17 protein-coding genes and 1 rRNA gene are annotated in these 18,274 nt (G+C 57.4%); 1 reads left to right on the top strand and 17 read right to left on the bottom strand.

The genetic code is table 11. The features are described from left to right. Positions 1–2: 2 nt before the first annotated feature. The 15 genes from rpoN to ACFCTO_RS10585 all read right to left on the bottom strand — a co-directional run bounded on the left by rpoN (position 3) and on the right by ACFCTO_RS10585 (position 17,006). The gene (rpoN, locus tag ACFCTO_RS10655) at positions 3–1,283 is read right to left on the bottom strand and encodes an RNA polymerase factor sigma-54 (protein WP_481325371.1); all 1,281 of its coding nucleotides are present in this window, start codon (positions 1,281–1,283) and stop codon (positions 3–5) included. Positions 1,284–1,307: 24 nt separating this feature from the next. Then, the gene (locus ACFCTO_RS10650; protein WP_499876856.1) at positions 1,308–2,636 is read right to left on the bottom strand and encodes an aspartate ammonia-lyase; all 1,329 of its coding nucleotides are present in this window, start codon (positions 2,634–2,636) and stop codon (positions 1,308–1,310) included. 87 nt (positions 2,637–2,723) lie between these two features. Then, on the bottom strand, positions 2,724–3,920 hold the full coding sequence (gene hydF, locus ACFCTO_RS10645; RefSeq protein ID WP_299722443.1) for a [FeFe] hydrogenase H-cluster maturation GTPase HydF: 1,197 nt from the start codon (positions 3,918–3,920) through the stop codon (positions 2,724–2,726). A 15-nt stretch (positions 3,921–3,935) separates the two neighbouring features. Next, complete coding sequence (locus ACFCTO_RS10640) at positions 3,936–4,682, bottom strand: nucleotide-binding protein (protein WP_292262054.1); 747 nt, start codon at positions 4,680–4,682, stop codon at positions 3,936–3,938. A gap of 12 nt (positions 4,683–4,694) precedes the next feature. Then, positions 4,695–5,930, bottom strand: a complete 1,236-nt coding sequence (locus ACFCTO_RS10635; RefSeq protein WP_337384200.1) for a nitrogenase component 1 — start codon at positions 5,928–5,930, stop codon at positions 4,695–4,697. Further along, positions 5,918–7,273, bottom strand: a complete 1,356-nt coding sequence (locus ACFCTO_RS10630; protein WP_337384198.1) for a nitrogenase component 1 — start codon at positions 7,271–7,273, stop codon at positions 5,918–5,920. The genes ACFCTO_RS10635 and ACFCTO_RS10630 overlap by 13 nt, the downstream gene beginning before the upstream one ends. A gap of 14 nt (positions 7,274–7,287) precedes the next feature. Continuing rightward, positions 7,288–8,292: a hydrogenase expression/formation protein HypE gene (gene hypE / locus ACFCTO_RS10625; RefSeq protein WP_499876855.1), complete on the bottom strand. Its 1,005-nt coding sequence runs from the start codon at positions 8,290–8,292 to the stop codon at positions 7,288–7,290. Further along, positions 8,285–9,343, bottom strand: coding sequence for a hydrogenase formation protein HypD (hypD, locus tag ACFCTO_RS10620; RefSeq protein ID WP_292262061.1), 1,059 nt, complete (start codon positions 9,341–9,343; stop codon positions 8,285–8,287). Before hypD ends, hypE begins: the two co-directional genes overlap by 8 nt. Further along, the gene (locus ACFCTO_RS10615; protein ID WP_020310435.1) at positions 9,343–9,552 is read right to left on the bottom strand and encodes a HypC/HybG/HupF family hydrogenase formation chaperone; all 210 of its coding nucleotides are present in this window, start codon (positions 9,550–9,552) and stop codon (positions 9,343–9,345) included. Before ACFCTO_RS10615 ends, hypD begins: the two co-directional genes overlap by 1 nt. A 235-nt stretch (positions 9,553–9,787) precedes the next feature. Then, a complete protein-coding gene (hypF, locus tag ACFCTO_RS10610) occupies positions 9,788–12,070 on the bottom strand; it encodes a carbamoyltransferase HypF (RefSeq protein WP_499876854.1) in 2,283 nt (760 codons plus the stop codon). A 1-nt stretch (position 12,071) separates the two neighbouring features. After that, entirely contained in the window at positions 12,072–13,106 is a 1,035-nt protein-coding gene (locus tag ACFCTO_RS10605) for a nitrogenase component 1 (protein WP_292108423.1), read from the bottom strand. Then, a complete protein-coding gene (locus ACFCTO_RS10600; protein ID WP_499876853.1) occupies positions 13,103–14,407 on the bottom strand; it encodes a nitrogenase component 1 in 1,305 nt (434 codons plus the stop codon). The genes ACFCTO_RS10605 and ACFCTO_RS10600 overlap by 4 nt, the downstream gene beginning before the upstream one ends. Positions 14,408–14,409: 2 nt before the next feature. Continuing rightward, complete coding sequence (locus ACFCTO_RS10595) at positions 14,410–15,165, bottom strand: nucleotide-binding protein (RefSeq protein ID WP_020310432.1); 756 nt, start codon at positions 15,163–15,165, stop codon at positions 14,410–14,412. Positions 15,166–15,174: 9 nt separating this feature from the next. Then, positions 15,175–15,426 carry a TM1266 family iron-only hydrogenase system putative regulator gene (locus ACFCTO_RS10590; RefSeq protein ID WP_020310431.1) on the bottom strand — a complete coding sequence of 84 codons (252 nt, stop codon included), beginning with the start codon at positions 15,424–15,426 and terminating at the stop codon, positions 15,175–15,177. A 323-nt stretch (positions 15,427–15,749) separates the two neighbouring features. Further along, positions 15,750–17,006: a dicarboxylate/amino acid:cation symporter gene (locus tag ACFCTO_RS10585; protein WP_292261918.1), complete on the bottom strand. Its 1,257-nt coding sequence runs from the start codon at positions 17,004–17,006 to the stop codon at positions 15,750–15,752. Between the two features lie 174 nt (positions 17,007–17,180). Here ACFCTO_RS10585 and ACFCTO_RS10580 point away from each other — a divergent pair, with 174 nt between their 5' ends. Next, positions 17,181–17,387 (top strand): zinc-ribbon domain-containing protein, encoded by a 207-nt coding sequence (locus ACFCTO_RS10580; RefSeq protein ID WP_020311925.1) that lies wholly within the window; start codon positions 17,181–17,183, stop codon positions 17,385–17,387. Positions 17,388–17,390: 3 nt separating this feature from the next. Here ACFCTO_RS10580 and ACFCTO_RS10575 read toward each other — a convergent pair whose 3' ends face one another. After that, positions 17,391–17,639 (bottom strand): hypothetical protein, encoded by a 249-nt coding sequence (locus tag ACFCTO_RS10575; RefSeq protein WP_020311926.1) that lies wholly within the window; start codon positions 17,637–17,639, stop codon positions 17,391–17,393. 542 nt (positions 17,640–18,181) lie between these two features. Then, positions 18,182–18,274 (bottom strand): 5S ribosomal RNA (rrf, locus tag ACFCTO_RS10570); the annotation flags it as partial.

Genomic DNA, 18,274 nt, shown 5'->3' with positions numbered 1-18,274 from the left:
CTTTACGGCCTCCAGCGGCGCCGGATGCGGCTGTTGGGGATGTTCAATTTTTGCCGGAACTTGGTCACCGTCCGTCGGGCTACGGAAATCTGGGCGGAGGCAAAATATTCGGCCAGGTCCTGGTCCGAATAGGGGTGGTCCTTATCTTCACCTTCGACGAGATCCGCGATTTTCCGCATGATAGCTTTATCGGATACGCTGGCCCCATCTTCTTTATCGACGGCATAGGCCGTAGCCAAAAAGGACTGCAGTGGATATACCTGGCCTTCAAAGAGGACGTAGCGGTGGCGGCAGACGCGGCTGACCGTAGCCGTGCTGAGTTTCGTCTCCTCGGCGATGTCTTTCTGCCGCAAGGGCTGCAAGGGCTTATGGTATAAGAAATAGTCTTTCTGGTGGCTCATCAGGCAGGTTACGACTTGTTCGATGGAATGATGGCGATAGGCCAGGGCCGAGGCCAGGTCATTGAAATCGCGGCGGGCTTTGCGGATATAGGCCAGGGTCTCCTTGTCGCCCTGGGCGGCGTACTGGTCATACAAGTCATCGCGGAAATAGACATCCGGTATCTCTTCCAACGAGCGCAGGGCCAGCTGGCCTTTCTCGTCGCAATAAATCTCCACGTCCGGCCGGATATAGACTTCTTCCTGGGTAATCTGGCCGGCCGGCTGGAGGGACAGGGTCTTGAGGAAATCGCGGATAGCCTGCAGGCCCGCTTCAGACAGGGCCAGGGAAGCCTGGATTTTCTGCCATTTCCCCTGGAGGAAGTCTTCATAATGCTGCGCCAGCAGGGCTTCCGTCTTGGCAGGGGCCTTGCGGCTGCGCCGGGTCTGGATGAGCAGGGCTTCGCGCAAATCCCTGGCGGCAATGCCCGGCGGGTCAAAGGACTGGACGAGTTCCAGCCCTTTTTTCATGTCTTCCGGAGTGAGATGATAAGCCGTGCCCAGGGAAGCCAGGTCTCCCTGGAAAAAGCCCTTATCGTCGAGGGAGCCGATGACCAGGCCTGCCGCCATCAGCTGCGGCCTGGGCAGGGACTGGACGCGGAGCTGGGCCATGAGCCGGGCTTCCAGGGAATCACTGCGGCTGCGGAGATTGTCGATGGCCTTATCGCCCTTATCGCCGGCCGGCCGGACATCGTGATAGCGGATATCCAGCAAGGGATTGTCCGTCACCTGTTCCTGCAAAAAATCGGCCAGATTCTGGGCGTGGAGGGCCAGCATCTGGATGGTCAGGCGCTGGACCTGCAATATTTTCGCTTTCTGTTCGAGTTTCAACGATAAGTTCGACATGACACGCCTCTTTCACGTAAAGGATTATTTTTTCACCATATCCTCTAAGATACGATGGGCTTCGTCCGGTTCGTGGTCTTTGATGATGCGGCTCACCGTATCATATCCCAGGGCCCCGATATAGGCTGCGCCAAAGGCAGCCGAAGCCTGGAGGTGCTGCCGGCACGAGTCTTCCCGGACTTCCAGGCCTTCGACACAGGCCGTCTGGAAGATGCGCACTGACCGGATGAGGAGCTGCAGGCTTTCCAGCAGGCAGTCGGCGATGAGCGGTTCAAAGGCATTGAGTTCAAATTCGCCGTGAGCGGCGGCCATGGCGATGGCGCTGTCGTCAGCCATGACTTTCATGGCGCACTGCATGACCATTTCCGGGATGACCGGATTGACCTTGCCCGGCATGATGGAACTGCCCTGCTGACGGGCAGGCAGGCGGATTTCGCCGATGCCGCCATGAGGGCCGGAATTCATGAGGCGCAAGTCGTTGGCGATTTTCATGAGATTGACGGCCAAGGCCTTGAGCAGGCCCGACACTTCGACGAAGACGTCGTTGTTCTGGGTCAGGTCGACGGGATATTCTGCCGCGGCCAGGCCGATGCCCGTCAGCTGGCGCAGCTGTTCGATGACTTCGTAGCGGTACTGCCGCGACGCCGTATCGGCCGTGCCGATAGCCGTGCCGCCGAGGTTGACCATGCGCAGGCGTTCCTCGATTTTATAGAGGCGCCAGCGGTCACGGGACAGGGCCTGGGCATAGGCGCCGAACTCTTCGCCTGCCGTCATGGGGACGGCATCCATGAGCTCTGTCCGGCCCAGTTTATATGTCTTCTCATAGGCCTGTTCTTTGTACTGGAAGGCTTCCTGTAAGTCGGCACAGGCCTTGCTCAGCTCCCGCAGCTGGCGGATGGCGGCAATGCGCAGGGCCGTCGGATAGACGTCGTTCGTCGACTGGCCGCGGTTGACGTCGTCCAATGGATGGATGACGTCGTATTGGCCCGGCTTTTTCCCCAATATGACTAAGGCGGCATTGGCGATGACTTCGTTGACGTTCATGTTCGTCGACGTACCGGCGCCGCCCTGCAGGGCCTCGGTCACAAAAGCGTCGTCGTACTGACCGGCCAGGATGGCGTCACAGGCAGCGGCAATGGCCTGGTAAATCCCGTCTTCGCGCACACCCAGGCGGGCGTAGGTCAGGGCGGCGGCCTTCTTGACCGTCACCATGGCATAGATGAGCGGCATAGCCGTCCGCTTGTGGCCTAAAGAGAAATTTTCCAGGGCCCTGGCCGTATTGATGCCGTACATCGTCCCTTCCGGCAATTCCACTTCACCCAGTACATCGCGTTCGATGCGCGTGTGTTCCATCCGAATCCCTCCCAAAACGGTCGCCCCTACAAACTACAAACTACAAACTACAAACTACAAACTACAAACTACAAACTACAAACTATTTTACACCAGCGACTGCAAGTACGGGAAGACGCTGAGGCTGCGTTTCAAGATGCCCTGCATATAGGCGATGGCGATGCCGTAATTGGTAATCGGCACCTGCTGGTCGGCAGCGCATTTCATGCGGTACTGGACTTCCCGCCCGTTGAGCATACAGCCGCCGCAGTGGATGACCAGGGCATAGCCCGATAAATCGTCGGGGAAATCGCGGCCGCTGGCGGTTTCGATGCGGATATCCTTCTGCGTGTAGTTGCGCAGCCAGCGGGGAATCTTGACCGTGCCGATGTCGTCGCATTGGCGGTGGTGCGTACAGCCTTCAGCAATGAGGACCGTATCGCCGTCGTGCAGTTTTTCGATGGCCGTGACGCCGCGGACGGCCGTTTCCAGCAGGCCCTTGTGCCGAGCCATGAGGATGGAGAACGACGTCAGGCGCACATCCAGCGGCGTGTCGGCCGAGACTTTAGCAAAGACCTGGCTGTCCGTAATGACCAAGGCCGGTTTCTGGCCCAGGCAGTCCAAGGTGTGGCGCAGTTCATATTCCTTGACGACGATGGCGGCGCTGTCATTGTCGATGATTTCACGGATTGTCTGCTGCTGGGGCAGGATGAGGCGCCCTTTCGGCGCGGCCGTGTCGATGGGGACGACGAGGATGACGAAATCGCCGCCCTGGATGAGGTCGCTGACGATGGGCGCGGCTGTCTCAACGGGCTTCAGGCGGGCCAGGCGTTCCTTCAGTTCATGGATGCCCTCTCCTTTCAGGGCACTGACGTAGATTTCATGGTCCTGCGCCTGTCCGGGCCGCTCCAGCAGATCGGCCTTATTATAGACGACGAGATAGGGCAGATTCTTTTCCCGGATGAGATTCAGGACTTCGTCATCTGCCGGCGTCCGCCCCTCGGCAGCGTCGATGATGACGACGGCTATATCCGTCTTGTTGAGGACCTGTTTCGTCCGCCGCACCCGTTCTTCACCCAGGGCGCCGACGTCGTCGAAGCCTGGCGTATCGATGATGACGACCGGCCCTAAGGGCAGGAGTTCCATGGCTTTATAGACCGGGTCCGTCGTCGTCCCTTTCGTCGCCGACACGATGGACAGGTCCTGGCCGGTCACGGCGTTGACGATGCTCGATTTGCCGGCGTTGCGTCGGCCAAAGAAGCCGATATGGACCCGTTCGCCTGACGGCGTATCATTCATCCCCATAGTATCGCTCCTTTCCTAAGCCTGGAGCAGCTTTTGAGCTAACTCCCGATAAATCTGGCTGACCGGCAGGTCCGGGTCGCCTTCGACGACGGTCATGCCTTTGTTTTCATAATACTGGATTTCCTTGCTCCTGGGAATATCGGCTACGATGGGCAGGCCGTGTTCATCGGCAAAGGCCTTGACCAGTTCGTATTCATCGTCGACATTGCGCCGGTTGAGGATGATGCCCTTGACCTGGGCATAGCCGCGGCTCTTGAAGTTTTCGACGGCCTTGATGATATTGGCCGCTGCGTAGAGGGCCATCTTTTCGCCGGACGTGACGATGAAGATTTCATCGGCATAGCCATCGCGGATGGGCGCAGAGAAGCCGCCGCAGACGACGTCGCCCAGGACGTCATATAAGACGACGTCAGGCTGGAGCTTCTGGAAGACTTCCTGTTCGTCCATGAGGTCGAAAGTGGCGATGATGCCCCGACCGGCACAGCCCAGGCCCGGCGTAGGGCCGCCCGTTTCGATGCAGAAGACGCCGCCGAAGCCTTCCCGGCCGATATGGTCGAAATCCGGTCCTTCTGTATGTTCCCGGTAGTAGTCCATGACCGGCGTGACGGGATGGCCGTGCAGGAGGTTCAGCGTCGAATCGGCCTTAGGGTCACAGCCGACTTGGACGACTTTTTTCCCCATCATGGACAGGGCGGCCGAAAGATTGGCTGTCGTCGTCGACTTGCCGATGCCGCCTTTCCCATAAATTGCAAATTTTCTCATAAGACTTCCTCCTCAAGTCAATTTATTTTTCAGCCATGCCGCAAAGGACGGACCGACGAAGATGGGCATATCGGCGTGGTAATGACGGCCCGAATAGGCTTCATGGGGCATGGAAATGAATTTTTCTTTTTCATCCGGCAGCAGCCGGGCATAAATCGGATCGGCAATGACCCGGCGGGCTTTGCGGCATTCCTGACGGATGACATCTTCGACACTGGCAACTTCCATGTCCTTCAAGAGCCACCGCGGCGCATCGGCAAGGGGGCAGAGCAGGCGGACGTCGGAAATGCCCATTTCCTGCTGGAGCATAGCCTTCATCGACAAGAGGTAGACCGGTTCGCCGATGACCAGGACATCGCATGGCGTATCATCATAAGCCTGTTCCGTCTTCCAGGCATTGAGGTCGGCCAGGGCGTACTGGGCTTTGATGTACTTTTCCTGTCCCGTAAAGCCTGTGAGATACGACGAATCACAGTTCCGCAAGGCTTCCAGCCAATCAGCCGTCCCCTTTTCACCCATAGGGATGCCGACGACATAAGGGATGCCATAGGTGTCGCGCATGTACTGGGCCAGGTAGAAAGCCGTCGACGACAGGACGACATTGACGTCGGCATTGGCCGCTTCGGCCAACGTGTCCAGGGTATCGCCCATGGACCACGAGCTCTGCAGGGTAAAGCCGGCATCGGTGACGATTTGCTTGAGCGTCGTCGCATTGCCGACGACAGAAAAATCCAGCGGCGTCAGGCCCAGGAGATTGACCCGTTTCGCCGGTTTCTGCGGCTTACGATGAGGCGCCTTCAAAAAGGTCTTGGCCAGCCAGACATAGGCGCCGCCGGCACCGGGCAGGTAACTATGGATGCCGTCGGTCCGGAAACCCAGCGTCGGCAGGCCCGTCCGGGCCGCTACCAGGCGTTCGATGGCCTTGAAGTCCGTGCCGATGGCATTGGGCATGGGACTGCCGCCGATGGCGACGAAGCGGGGATGGGCCGCTTCTACGGCTTCGGCGATATTATCGATGAGGCGCTGGTCATTGCCCTGGATGGTATCGATTTCATTAAGACCCGAAATATAGACCATGCTCGGCGTATCGTACCACCGCGGTTCATCGTGCGTGTCGTATGTCGAATTGCAGCCTGACGCATCGTGCATGACGATGAGGCCGCCTAATTCAAAGAGCGATGACGCAATGCCGAACATGTCGACGGCATACGTCGATAAGACGCGTTGTGCTTGTTTCAACCATGACACCCCCATGCTTTTATTTGAATGATATCCCTCATCTTGGGATTTTCGGCGGCATTGGCCTGGCCGATCAAATCTAAAATCTTCAATAGGCCCGTATAGCCATAGAAGCCGCTGTTTTCAATGAGGTTGACGAAATACTTCGTATCCGTGAAATAGGCCGCCATCTGGCCGATGGCCAGGACTTTTCCGTACTTCTTACTGTCGTCGCGCGGCAGGAGACGGCGCTTGAAATGCATCGTCGAACGCAGGGACAGGTCCGGATACTGTTCCTGCAGGAACTGGAACGTTTCTTTTTCATCTGGCGAAATAGCATCGAGATAGACTGCGTAAACGTTGAAGCCGCGGTTCAAGAGGAACGCAGCCAGTTCCAGGGGCCGCGGCGTCGCCGTATAGTCGATGGCGATGTGCGTGTCGCCGACTTGTTCCCGCAGGGTTTGGGCTTTTTTTTCGATGGCCTGTTCATAGGCATCGCAATCGGGCATGGTCAGTCCCAGGGCATCTGCCGCCTTTTGCAGATTGCGGCGCATCCGGCCGTACTCATAGGCATAGGGCAGGTACAGGGCCTGTTGATTCAGCCTTTTTTCCATATCCTTGGCCGCTGGACCGGCATTTTCCAAGAAGTAAATGTTGGCCACCGATTCACCCATGGCCTTATATTCTTCATAGGTCTGGCAGGCGGCGAAATCGTGGATAGCATAGCCTCCCTGGCGGAGCATGGCTGTCAATTCATTATCTTCGTCGACGGGATAGTAATTGACGACATAGTTGACGGCCTTCTGTTTCGGCAGGGGCTGGACGGCCCGCACGAGCTGGCGCCGGCCGAGGATGTCCGGCGTAAAGCGCCGCTGCAGGGTCGGAATCATATAGCCGTCGATGAAATCGATGTCGGGATATTTCTGGCGCAGCGTATCGTAGACGACGCGCAGGTCGATGTGCAGGAAATGCTGCATACAGCTGGTAAAGCCTTCGACGCATTTCGGCCGTTCGGGCATGTCGTCGATGATATGGGAAATGCCGTCGATCATCATTTCTTCCAGATTGCCTTTGATAAGGTTCTCGTTCGTCAAGGTAACCATAGAGAAGCGGCCGGCCCCGTCCGGGACTTCATCAGCCGACAAGACGACGCCGTGAAGGCAGCAGGCACAGCAGACGTAGACTTCGTGGCAGCCAGGGATGAGCATGGGCGAATGGGCAATGGTCCAATGTCCCCGGGCTGGCGAAGCATACTGCAGGCCGATGTGGAAGGGTTTGGGGAACGACGCCTGGCTGATGGCGACTTCGGCGCCGTCTGGCGTGACATGATACTGCGGTACCTGGGGTGGATGGATTTCATTTTCGTAAATCATGCTCTCCCTCCTCCTTAGCAGATGCGCGGCAGTAATTCACCGCCTGGCGGCGGCAGCAGCGTTTCCGCGCCGATTTCCGTACGCATGATGACCCGGCCGGGCTGGTCGGCTGTGACTTCGCCGATGATGGCCGCGTCTTTCGAATATTTGCCCTGACGCAGGGTGGCGACGATATCACCGGCTACGGCTTTGGGTGCAAAGATGACCAGCCGGCCTTCGCAGGCCAGGTAGAGCGGTTCCAGGCCGAGCATGCCGCAGACGCCGCGGACGGCCGGGTCGACCGGGATGGCCTGGCTGTCCAAGTGGATGCCGACGTGGCTCTGGCCGGCGATTTCATAGAGGACCGTACCGACACCGCCGCGGGTTGCATCGCGGATGACGTGGATGTCCTTGGTCGTATCCAGCATGGCTTCGACAGTCCCCCATAAAGGCGCGCAGTCGCTGGTCACATCGGCATCGATGCCGAACTGGTTGCGGGCCAGGAGAATCATGCAGCCATGGCGGCCGACGTCGCCGCTGACGATGACAGCGTCACCGGGCTGGGCCAGGGTCCCCGACGTATGGACGCCGTCTACGATCTGGCCGATACCCGTCGTCGTAATGAACAGGTGGTCGACCTGGCCTTTCCCGGCTACTTTCGTATCGCCGGCAACGATGCGCACACCGGCTTCCGCAGCCGTCTTGGCCATGGCTGCCGCATATTCTTCGACTTTGGCCAGGGGGAAGCCTTCTTCGATGACGAAGGCACACGACAGATATAAGGGCTTGGCACCCATGCAGGACAGGTCGTTGACGGTCCCGCAGATGCTCAGTTTGCCGATATTGCCGCCAGGAAATTCCGGCGGCGACACGATGAAGCCGTCTGTCGTAAAAGCCAGGTTAGTCCCGCCGATGGGCAGGACAGCGGCGTCGTCTCCGGTGAACTGGGGATTGGAAAAATGAGCTTTAAAGACACGGTCGATGAGTTCGGCAGTCTGTTTGCCGCCGGCGCCGTGGGCTAAGGTAATGACATCACTCATGTAAATTGCCTCCATATAAATAATAAGCCGAGCAGGCCCCTTCGTGGGAAACCATGCAGGCCCCTACGGGATGTTCCGGCGTGCAGACCTTGCCAAAGAGCGGGCACTGGGGCGGCGTGCATTTCCCCTGCAGGATATCACCGCAGCGGCAGGCCGGATTGGCGCGCCCTTCCATAGCCGGTACGTTGTATTTCTTGCGGGCGTCACAGACTGCAAAGGCAGGGCGCAGCTGCAGGCCCGACTGGGGAATGACGCCTAAGCCGCGCCATTCCGAATCGCACGGTTCCATGACTTCTTTTATCAGGGCCTGGGCGGCCGGGCTGCCTTCATCCTTGACGACACGGGGATAGCAGTTCTTGAAGAAGGGCTTTCCCTGAGGGAACTTGACCAGGATGACGGCAAAGGCCGTGAGCAGTTCTTTGGCCGTAAAGCCGGCGACGACGCCGGATACGCCTTCTTGCAGCATGGCTTCGCCAGAGCGGGTCCCCATGACGGCGTCGACGTGGCCGGGATAGAGGAAGGCGTCGGCGCTGTCCTTCATGGCTTCATAGGCCATGGGCATGGTCTTGTTAGCCGTGAGCAGGGAAAAATTTGTCATCCCGTCGGCGACGGCCTGCTTGACGGCCAGGCACGACGGCGGTGTCGTCGTTTCAAAGCCGACAGACAGGAAGACGACGTCTTCGTCCGGATGCGCCTTGGCATAATCATAGGCATCGAGAGGCGAATAGACGATTTCCACATGACCGCCCTGACTGCGGGCATCGGCCAGGCTCATCGTACTGCCCGGTACGCGCACGAGGTCGCCAAAGGTGCAGATCGTAACGCCTTTTTCCAGGGCCAGCCAGATGGCCTGGTCGATATAACCGACAGGCGTGACGCAGACCGGGCAGCCCGGCCCGGAGATGACGTCGACCTGGGGCGGCAGGATCTGGCGGATGCCCTGGCGGAAGATTTCATGCGTATGGGTCCCGCAGACTTCCATAATGCGGATTTTCGGCCCGTCATAACTGCGGATAATATCCAGGGCCGTCCGCTTCTTTGCTTCTGCCATCAGTTCAGGTCCTCCAGGATATCGTCTGTTTCGTCGGCATCATTATCGGTAATCTTGGCGATAGCCATGCCGGCGTGGACCATGACGTAATCGCCAGGATCGAGTTCGTCGATAAGAGCTGCCGATACTTCCCGTTTAGCACCGGAAGCATCGACGAGAGCCATTCCATTCTGTATTTTCATAACACGTGCCGGTAACCCTACACACATGATAATTCCTCCTTTATGTATAACCAATTAATTTCGTTCATCGAACAACGGGCAACCTCTCAGACCGCCTGCGGCGGCCAGCTCCCCTATTAGGGGAGCCTTGCGAACTGCGGCCTGCGGGCCTACATATACATGCATAACGTCATCACCATCGTTCCGGACGGGCGCCCCACGTGGGCGCCCCTACGAAAGCGACCTGCGAACTGCGGCCTGCGGGCCGCCTTCCAGGCGGCCCCTACGTATACGCGGCGTAAACGGCCTGTCCTAAGGCGATGCCGCCGTCGTTGGGCGGGACCGTGCTGTGCTTGAGGACGGTGAAGCCCAGGTGCTGCAGGGTCTGGTCGCAAAGGCGCAGGAGCAGGCGGTTCTGGAAGACGCCGCCGCTCAGGGCCACGGCGTGCAGTCCCGTTTCTTCCTGCACGGCCAGGCAGGCCCCGGCAATCATGGCAGCCAGGCCCTGATGAAATGCATAAGCCAGGCAGCCGACCGCTTCTCCGGCCAGGCGGCCTTCCAGGACCTGCCGGACCAGGACACCCGTCGGCAGGAGCAGCCGGTCTTGGCCATGGATGGGCGCCATGGGCGTCACATCCGGTGCGGGATGGTCTTTTTCCCAGGCCTCAGCGGCAAACAGGAGGGCCATCGACGCCTGGCCTTCAAAGGTCGAAGCCCGGCAAATCCCCAAGATAGCGCTGATGCCGTCGAAGAGGCGGCCGGCACTGGTCGACAAGACGCTGTTGATCTGCTGATCAGCCAGGAAGAACTGGGCCTGCCGTTCGGCTTCACTGCAAAGTTGCAGGGCTTCGATCATGGACGCCGCCTGGCTCCGGTCCTTCTGCAAGCTGTCGATGAGGCTGACGGCAATGCGCCAGCCCTCGCGGGCCGATGCGTCGCCGCCGCGCTGCCAGAAAGGCTGGATCGACGCAGACCGCTGAAAGCCATGGACGTCACTGACCAGGACTTCGCCGCCCCAAATCGTCCCGTCTGTCCCGTAGCCGGTACCGTCAAAGGCGATGCCGATGACCGGTTCTTCCCAGTCGTTTTCAGCCATGCAGGACAGGATATGGGCATAGTGATGCTGGACGGCGACGACGGGCAGGCCCAGTTCATGGGCTACGGCCGTCGTGTTGTAGCGCGGGTGCAGGTCGCAGGCGACGACAGACGGCTTGGCTTCAAGGAGCGTCGTCATGCGCCGGATGGACTGGCGCAGGGCTTCGACAGTCCGTATATCGGCCATGTCGCCGATGTACGGCGAAGGATAGAACAGGTGATTGCGGCCGATGCAGAAACAGTTCTTCAATTCCCCACCTATAGCCAGGACATCCTTGCCGCTTCCCTTTCCATAGAAGAAAGGCAGCGGCGCATAGCCCCGGGAGCGGCGTATCATATAGGGCTTGCCGTCATACCAGTCCATGACCGAATCATCGGCCCGCAGGCGGATGCGGCGGTTGTGGCTCAGGATGAGGTCGCAGAGGCCGGACAGTTCCTGCCGCGCTTCGTCATCATCGTGACAGATAGGCGCGCCGGACTCATTGGCGCTGGTCATGACCAGTGCATCCGGTACGGCGAGGCCGTCGTCATAAGTAAAGAGCAGCAGATGAAGCGGCGTATAGGGCAGCATGACGCCGACAGACGGATTGCCCGGCGCAATGGACGGCGTCAGGGTCTGACTGCCTTTCTTGGGCAGTAAGATAATCGGCTTCTGATGACCGTCGAGGACGTTTTCCGCCCCATCGGGAATGATGCACTGCCGGCGCACGGCGTCGAGGTCCTTCATCATGACGGCAAAAGGCTTCACAGGCCGCCGCTTGCGCTGACGCAGAGTCTGGACAGCCTGTTCATTGCCGGCATCACAGCAGATGTGGAAGCCGCCGATGCCCTTGACGGCGATGATTTTTCCATCAATAATCGCCTGTCTGGCCGCAATGATGGCCTGACGGCGCCGTTCGGGCCGGTCCAGGAGATAGACTTCCGGACCGCAGTCGTTGCAGCAGACCGGCTGGGCATCGTAACGCCGCGTTTCGGCGTGGGTATATTCATATTCGCACTGGGGACACATGGGGAACTCGCCCATACTCGTCCGTTCGCGGTCGTAAGGCATGGCATCGAGGATGGTCAGCCGCGGGCCACAGGCCGTGCAGTTGATGAAGGGGTGGAGATAGCGGCGGTTGGTCTTATCGAAGAGCTCCGCTTTGCAGGCATCGCAGATGGCAATGTCCGGCGACACGAAGATATCGCCTTTTTCCCTGGCGCTCTCGACGATGGAAAAATTCTCGTACGGCGGCCGGTCTTCCGTCGTCGTGACGACTTTCAGGATAGCCGACCGTTCAGGCGCCTTGCCTTCCAAATCATCGTGGAAGGCCATCAGCGCCGCCGGGGAACCTTGGGCCAGGATTTCCACATAAGAGCCCTTATTGCAGACCGTCCCGTGAATGGCATGAGCCGCTGCGATGCGGCTGACAAAGGGCCGAAAGCCGACGCCCTGGACGATGCCAAAGACACAAATCCGTTCCGTATGCATCTTATCCCCTCCCGGACACGGCGAAATGCGGGAAATCGACGTATTGGCCGTGGAAGTTCGGCAGGGCCCGGCGGAAATAGGCATCGCCGAGGATGATGTCGAACTGGTCGTTGTCGGCCAGGCGGCGCAGGTCGTCTTCTTCACGGAGCCGGACACAGTCCGTCCCCTGCGGCTCAGGGAGCCCCATGAACCACGAAGCCGTCGTCACGTAAGCGGCACCGGCTTCTTCGGCCATGGCGGCCATAGCCGAGGCAGCGACAGCCTGATGGATGATGAGGACGTTCTTGCCAGAAAAGAGGTTGTCGTCAAAATCGACGACGGCATCGAGGCCGAAGTAATGGAGCTCATAAGGTGTCCCGAAGGTCTTCTGCAGATATTGAGCGGCCTTCAGGCCGGCCGGTGAGAGGACCAGATTGAGGGAGGCCTTGCCGGCCTTGCGGTAATCGTCGATTTCATCGAACAAGAGAATCTGCTGCCAGCCGTCTTCGACCAGGGACTGGCTGATCCATTCGATATCGCCAGGGTGCATCAGTTCCAGGGGAACGGCGCCGAGGACGCCGACTGTATCGGCTTCGGCCTGCTGCGACGGGTCGGCCAGGACCGGGAATAAGGCGTCGTAGGCCTTTTCGATGCCCTTGTCGTAGTAATCCATGCCCGTCGTATCGACTGTGACGACTGGGATGGACAGCTTCTTTTCAGCCATGTGCTTCAAGGCCTTATAGTCCGTGCCGATGACCGACGGGACCGGCGTCCCGACGATGGCGGCAAAGTCGGCATCAATCGTTTCGGCAGCCTGGCAGAGTTTATCGACCAGGCGGTCGTCGCGGCCGAGGATGGCGTCCATATCGCGCAGGCCGGCACTGAAGACGGCACTCTTTTTCCCACTGAACCAGCGCGGTTCATCGAAACCGCAGATGTTGCCGGCACAGCCGCCGGCATCGCAGATGACGACGATGCCGTTCAGTCCGTAGAGGACGGCCGCCGCGCCGGAGTCGTCCGGTGCAAAGGGTGAAATATATTTCCATAAACCTTTCATGGATGTTTCCTTTCCAACAAGGCCTGCTCCAGCCGCTGTAACAGCGAAATGACTCCGGCATAACCGAAGGGCTGGATATCTTCATCCCACGAGAGATGGGCGGCCTGTTCATGATAATATGCGGCATCCTTGCCGATGGTGACGTCGACAGGATGGTCCTGTCCCCGGTAATAGAGCATGGACGGCGACAAATTGGAGTATACCTGCGTATCCGGACTCAGCTGGGCCAGGTGGCGCAGGTAGACGAAATCGTCCGGTCCCAGGTTGGCGTAGATTTCGCGGATGACGAAACCGTAGCGGGTCAGGGCTAGGGCCATTTCAAAGGCGTTGCCGTTCTGCATCTCGCCGATGGCCACGGTCGTGCCGCTGTATTTTTCCCGCACAGCCCGAACGACGGCCTGGGCCCGTTCATGCCAGGCACTGTCATCGATGGTCGTCCCCAGTACCTGAGCCAGGGCCTGATACTGTTTGTGGATCTGGGCGACCTGGTAGAGACGGGTCAGTTCGATGCTGGGAATACCCAGGCGCTTTTCCATATCCTGGGCAGCCAGGCGCGCTTCCGGGTTGAGGATGATGTTGACGTTGGCCTGGGACATGGCCTTATAGGCGGCAAAGTCGGAACAGCGGGAAATCTCATTGATCTGATTAAAGCCAACGCCTCTCAGTATGTCGTACAACTCGCAGTCGTCCTGCAAGGGCGCGAAATAGCCCAGGAGATTGACCGTCCGGCGGCGGCGCGGCTGTTTTTCCAGCAGCGAATAAATGGCCCGGCGGACGTCGACCATCGGCGGCTTGCGGCCTTCCCGGGTCAGAGCGTACATGTAGCAGGGCACGACGGGCAGGCTCGCTTCCTTTTCGGCTTTGCGGCAGACCCGTTCCATATCGGTCCCCAGCAGGGCGTCGACACAGGTCATGCAGATCATGACGACTGACGGCTTTTCAGCCAAGCTGTCGACGACTTCACAGACGGCCTGGGGGATTTTCTTCAGATGGCGGCCCGTGACGATGTCCGTTTCATCCATGATATAGAAGAAGAAACGGTCGCTGTACCCGCCCATTTCGCTGAGGATCGTCGTATTGCGGCCACAGCAGCCCGGTCCGACCAGGAGCATGACCGATCCGGGAATGGACAGGCCTGCCCGTTTGACGCCGAAGCCCTGGGCCCCAGGCGAGTTGAAGGCCAGGGCAGCCGGAGAATTATAGATGAGGTGCGTCGACGTGACGAGTTCAGCCGGGATATCATCGCGGCCGCGCGTCACCAGGTCTTGCACGGTGATAGCATAAGGTTTTCGTTCTGTCATAATCATTCCTTGTCTTGTAATAATTTTTGCGCCAAATCGAGGAAGATATGGCTGATAGGCAGGTCCGGATCGCCTTCGATGACGGTCTGGCCCAGATCTTCATAGCGGTTGATGTCGTCACTGCGGGGAATGTCGCCGACGATGGAAAGGTGAGCCTTTTCGGCAAAGGCCCGGACCTTCGCTTCTTCGTCGGGGACGTTGCGGCGGTTGAGGAGGATACCCCGGACTTTGGCATAGCTGCGGTCGGCAAAATTGGCCACAGCCGTATTGATGTTATTGGCTGCGTAGAGAGCCATTTTTTCACCCGATGTGACGATGAGGACCTGTTCCGCATAGCCTTCGCGGATAGGCGCTGCAAAGCCGCCGCAGACGACGTCGCCCAGGACATCGTACAGGACGACGTCGGGCTCATATTTTTCAAAGAGGCCTAAATCTTCCAACAGAGAAAAAGTGGCGATAATGCCCCGGCCGGCACAGCCCAGGCCCGGCGTAGGACCGCCCGTTTCGATACAGAGGACGCCGCCATAGCCGATGCGGGAAATATCCTCGATGGATTCTGGATCTTCGTCGTGTTCCCGCAGATAATTCATGACCGGCTGGACGGGATGGCCGCCGAGCAGATTGAACGTCGAATCGGCCTTAGGGTCACAGCCGATCTGGATGACTTTCTTGCCTAAATAGGCGAAGGCAGCGGCCAGATTACTGGTCATCGTCGATTTCCCGATGCCGCCTTTGCCGTAAATCGCAATTTTCAGCATACGCGCCTCCTACTGCGGCATAGGCGGGTAAATCGTCTTGGTGCTGACTTCCGGGAGCATCCCTAATTTCCCCGACAAAGCGCTGATGACGTCTTGCGGCGCATCGACGATGAGGCTGATGACATTGATATCCTTATCCTTATAAGGGACCCCCATGCGGCCGACGACATACTGGCCATATTCATGCAGGATTTCATTTAATTTAGTCGATTCCTGGCGATTCCCTACGATAATACCGATTAAAGCGACTCTCGTTTCCATATTCGTACCTCCTAAAGAAAAAAGGGGCTGTCGCACGTGCGACGCCCCTTTTTGAGTTTTAAGTTTCCAGTTTGTAGTTTTTAGTGAAGGTCTTTAAATTGAAAGCCCTCATCTACAAACTATAATCAAAAGGGACCACGCATGATGGCAGAAGCCTCCGTGCGACAGTCCCTTCGGATAATTGTGCTTTCGCCTCATCTGCGCAGTCAAGTCTTTGCAGAGGAGCACGGTTGCTTCATAGATGAAGTTTTCCGTCAGGCAATCCTTACGGAGCACTTATTTACCCTATTATTATAACAGATTTAGTCTACTTTGGCGAATACTCACCCATTTTTTCCGCCCAAAAAAGCGCGGTACTTTTCATTGAACGTGGCCTTGTTCAATTCCTTTTCCCAGCAGGCGACGACGACCGTAGCCATGCAGTTGCCACAGACGTTGCAGATCGTGCGGATCATGTCGAGGAGGCGGTCGATGCCTAGGAGGATAGCGACGCCTTCTGTAGGCAGATTAAAGGCCGCTGCCGTCGCAGCGACGACGATGATGCCCGCACCGGGAACACCGGCAATACCCTTGGTCGACAGCATGAGCGTGACCATGACCAGCAGCTGCTGCTCAATGGGCATCTGGATACCGTAGAGCTGGGCAATGAACAAGATACCGGCTGAACTGTACAGCGTCGAGCCGTCGAGGTTGAAGGAATAACCCGTCGGCATGACAAAGGTGACAATCGTCTTGGGAACGCCCAATTCTTCAAGGCGCTTCATGGCACCGGGCAAGGCGGCTTCACTGCTGGCCGTCGAGAAAGCCAGGAAGAGGATGTCCTTCAAGGCCCGGATGACGTGGAAGAAATTGATGCCCGTAAAAAGGCTGGCAATGAGGGCGACGACACAGATGAACAGCGCTGTAGCACCGGCGACGGACAAGATGAGCTTGCCCAAGGGGATGAGCATGGCAATGCCATAGCTGCCGACGGTATAGGCAATCATGGCAAAGACACCGATAGGCGCAAAGTGCATGACATAGCCCGTTACTTTGAACATGGCTTCAGCCACGCTCTGGCAGATATCGACAATGGTTTCACCTTTGCCGCCGATATGGGCGACGGCGACGCCAAAGAAGCAGGCAAAAAAGATGATCTGCAGCATATCCTGCCGGGCCATGGCATCGACGATGTTGGTCGGGATGATGTGGACGGCATAGTCGACGAGGTCGACACTGTGCTGGCTGGCAGCTGCGGCATTGGAAGCATTCGCTGCCGAAGCCGATAAAGTGACGCCCACACCGGGTTCTGCAATATTCATGAACAACAGGCCGATGGCCAGGGCGATGGTCGTAGCGAACTCGAACCAAATGATGGCCTTGCCGCCTAAGCGGCCGAGCTTTTTAAAATCGCCCGTACCGGCAATACCCATGACCAGGGTACTGAAAATAAGGGGCACGACAATCATCTTGATCATGCGCAGGAAGGCATCACCGAAGGGTTTCAGCTTATCGCCGAAATCTGGGAACAAATAACCGACCAGGGCACCGAGGGCCAAGCCGATCAAAATTTGGGAACTCAAGCCAATTTTTTTCTTCAAGGCTGTATCTCCTTTTCTCTGGTAATAAAAAACAGCAGATAAATAAAATTGTATGCTATTTTCGCCAAATACACAAGGTTTTATATGTATATTTTCCTCACAAAAAGATAACTTCTTGACACAGCGGGTACAGCCTTCTATAGTATACATAAAAGAAGAACAGGAGTTGAGCTTATGATTTGTCCCAAATGTGGTACGGAACTGCGCGACGGCGTCCTCATGTGCCCGATTTGCGGCACTAAACAGGAAGTACCACCGCCAGTCCCGCCCAAAAATATACAAAATAACCCGAAAATCTTTACTAAGACTCGGGTTATTAGTGTCATCATCATTGCAGCCTTTATCATTATCGGCTTATGCAAGGTGTTCTTATTCAAATGATTGTTAGATGCGGGAAATGACAGCATCATCATCAATGAAAATGCCGTTGTTTCCCATATCACCGGAAAAACGGTCTGTTTCCACTGAGGCCTGGATTCCCATGAGCGTATTGCGGAAATGGAGCGTCCCTCGACTATAACGGTCTCCATCAGCACCATTAAAACCGTCGATATCGGCGCGGTCCAATAACATCTGGCGTGTATCTTCCGATAAGTCGCCCCATCTCATTCCCAACAAGGTCCGTGAAAGCATAACCATCCATCCTTTCGTTTAAATTTGACAAAGAGTAAAAAAAGAGCAAGGGCAGAATGTGTACTCGTAAGACATCTTTGTCCTTGCTTTTATTCTTTGTATCCATTATATATTTCACAATAAGAAAAGTCAATCCGTTATATGAAAAAAATGTACTATTCCCCGGTCGCAGTTCGCAAAACCATACCTCATGGACCTGTTATGTATATCACCATTTATTCGCGGCGGGCCGCCCAAGGCTCCCTTTATAGGGGAGCTGACCGCCAAAGGCGGTCTGAGAGGTTAAAGGTCGGCCCCTACAATCCCCAGGGGCCCCTGGTCGGATAGGAAGCCGCCTCGTCCCACATCGCTTGTCATGTATGATGGGTACCCCCATTATTCCGAACGGGCGCCCCACGTGGGCGCCCCTACTAGCAGCTAGCGGTCAGCGGTCAGCAGTCAGCAGTTAGCCGTTAGACGTTAGCAACGGCAGTCCCACGAACCACGAGCCACTAACAACGAACAACAAAAAAAGCACTAGCATTTGCTAGTGCTTTTTTCTTAATCAGCGGCTTCCTATCCTCCCAGGGGGCCTCCCCCCAAGTACTTTCGGCGTTTGCGGGCTTAACTGCTGTGTTCGGCATGGGAACAGGTGG

The organism is Megasphaera indica, assembly GCF_046614755.1.
GTDB classification, from domain to species: Bacteria; Bacillota; Negativicutes; order Veillonellales; family Megasphaeraceae; genus Megasphaera; species Megasphaera intestinihominis.
This window is presented reverse-complemented; position numbering and strand designations above follow the sequence as displayed.

What these genes read in the sequence shown, in the direction of transcription:
- rpoN (WP_481325371.1), bottom strand. Translation starts at nt 1,283, where the DNA reads ATGTCGAACTTATCGTTGAAACTCGAACAGAAAGCGAAAATATTGCAG.
- ACFCTO_RS10650 (WP_499876856.1), bottom strand. Translation starts at nt 2,636, where the DNA reads ATGGAACACACGCGCATCGAACGCGATGTACTGGGTGAAGTGGAATTG.
- hydF (WP_299722443.1), bottom strand. Translation starts at nt 3,920, where the DNA reads ATGGGGATGAATGATACGCCGTCAGGCGAACGGGTCCATATCGGCTTC.
- ACFCTO_RS10640 (WP_292262054.1), bottom strand. Translation starts at nt 4,682, where the DNA reads ATGAGAAAATTTGCAATTTATGGGAAAGGCGGCATCGGCAAGTCGACG.
- ACFCTO_RS10630 (WP_337384198.1), bottom strand. Translation starts at nt 7,273, where the DNA reads ATGATTTACGAAAATGAAATCCATCCACCCCAGGTACCGCAGTATCAT.
- hypE (WP_499876855.1), bottom strand. Translation starts at nt 8,292, where the DNA reads ATGAGTGATGTCATTACCTTAGCCCACGGCGCCGGCGGCAAACAGACT.
- hypD (WP_292262061.1), bottom strand. Translation starts at nt 9,343, where the DNA reads ATGGCAGAAGCAAAGAAGCGGACGGCCCTGGATATTATCCGCAGTTAT.
- ACFCTO_RS10615 (WP_020310435.1), bottom strand. Translation starts at nt 9,552, where the DNA reads ATGTGTGTAGGGTTACCGGCACGTGTTATGAAAATACAGAATGGAATG.
- hypF (WP_499876854.1), bottom strand. Translation starts at nt 12,070, where the DNA reads ATGCATACGGAACGGATTTGTGTCTTTGGCATCGTCCAGGGCGTCGGC.
- ACFCTO_RS10605 (WP_292108423.1), bottom strand. Translation starts at nt 13,106, where the DNA reads ATGAAAGGTTTATGGAAATATATTTCACCCTTTGCACCGGACGACTCC.
- ACFCTO_RS10600 (WP_499876853.1), bottom strand. Translation starts at nt 14,407, where the DNA reads ATGACAGAACGAAAACCTTATGCTATCACCGTGCAAGACCTGGTGACG.
- ACFCTO_RS10595 (WP_020310432.1), bottom strand. Translation starts at nt 15,165, where the DNA reads ATGCTGAAAATTGCGATTTACGGCAAAGGCGGCATCGGGAAATCGACG.
- ACFCTO_RS10590 (WP_020310431.1), bottom strand. Translation starts at nt 15,426, where the DNA reads ATGGAAACGAGAGTCGCTTTAATCGGTATTATCGTAGGGAATCGCCAG.
- ACFCTO_RS10580 (WP_020311925.1), top strand. Translation starts at nt 17,181, where the DNA reads ATGATTTGTCCCAAATGTGGTACGGAACTGCGCGACGGCGTCCTCATG.
- ACFCTO_RS10575 (WP_020311926.1), bottom strand. Translation starts at nt 17,639, where the DNA reads ATGCTTTCACGGACCTTGTTGGGAATGAGATGGGGCGACTTATCGGAA.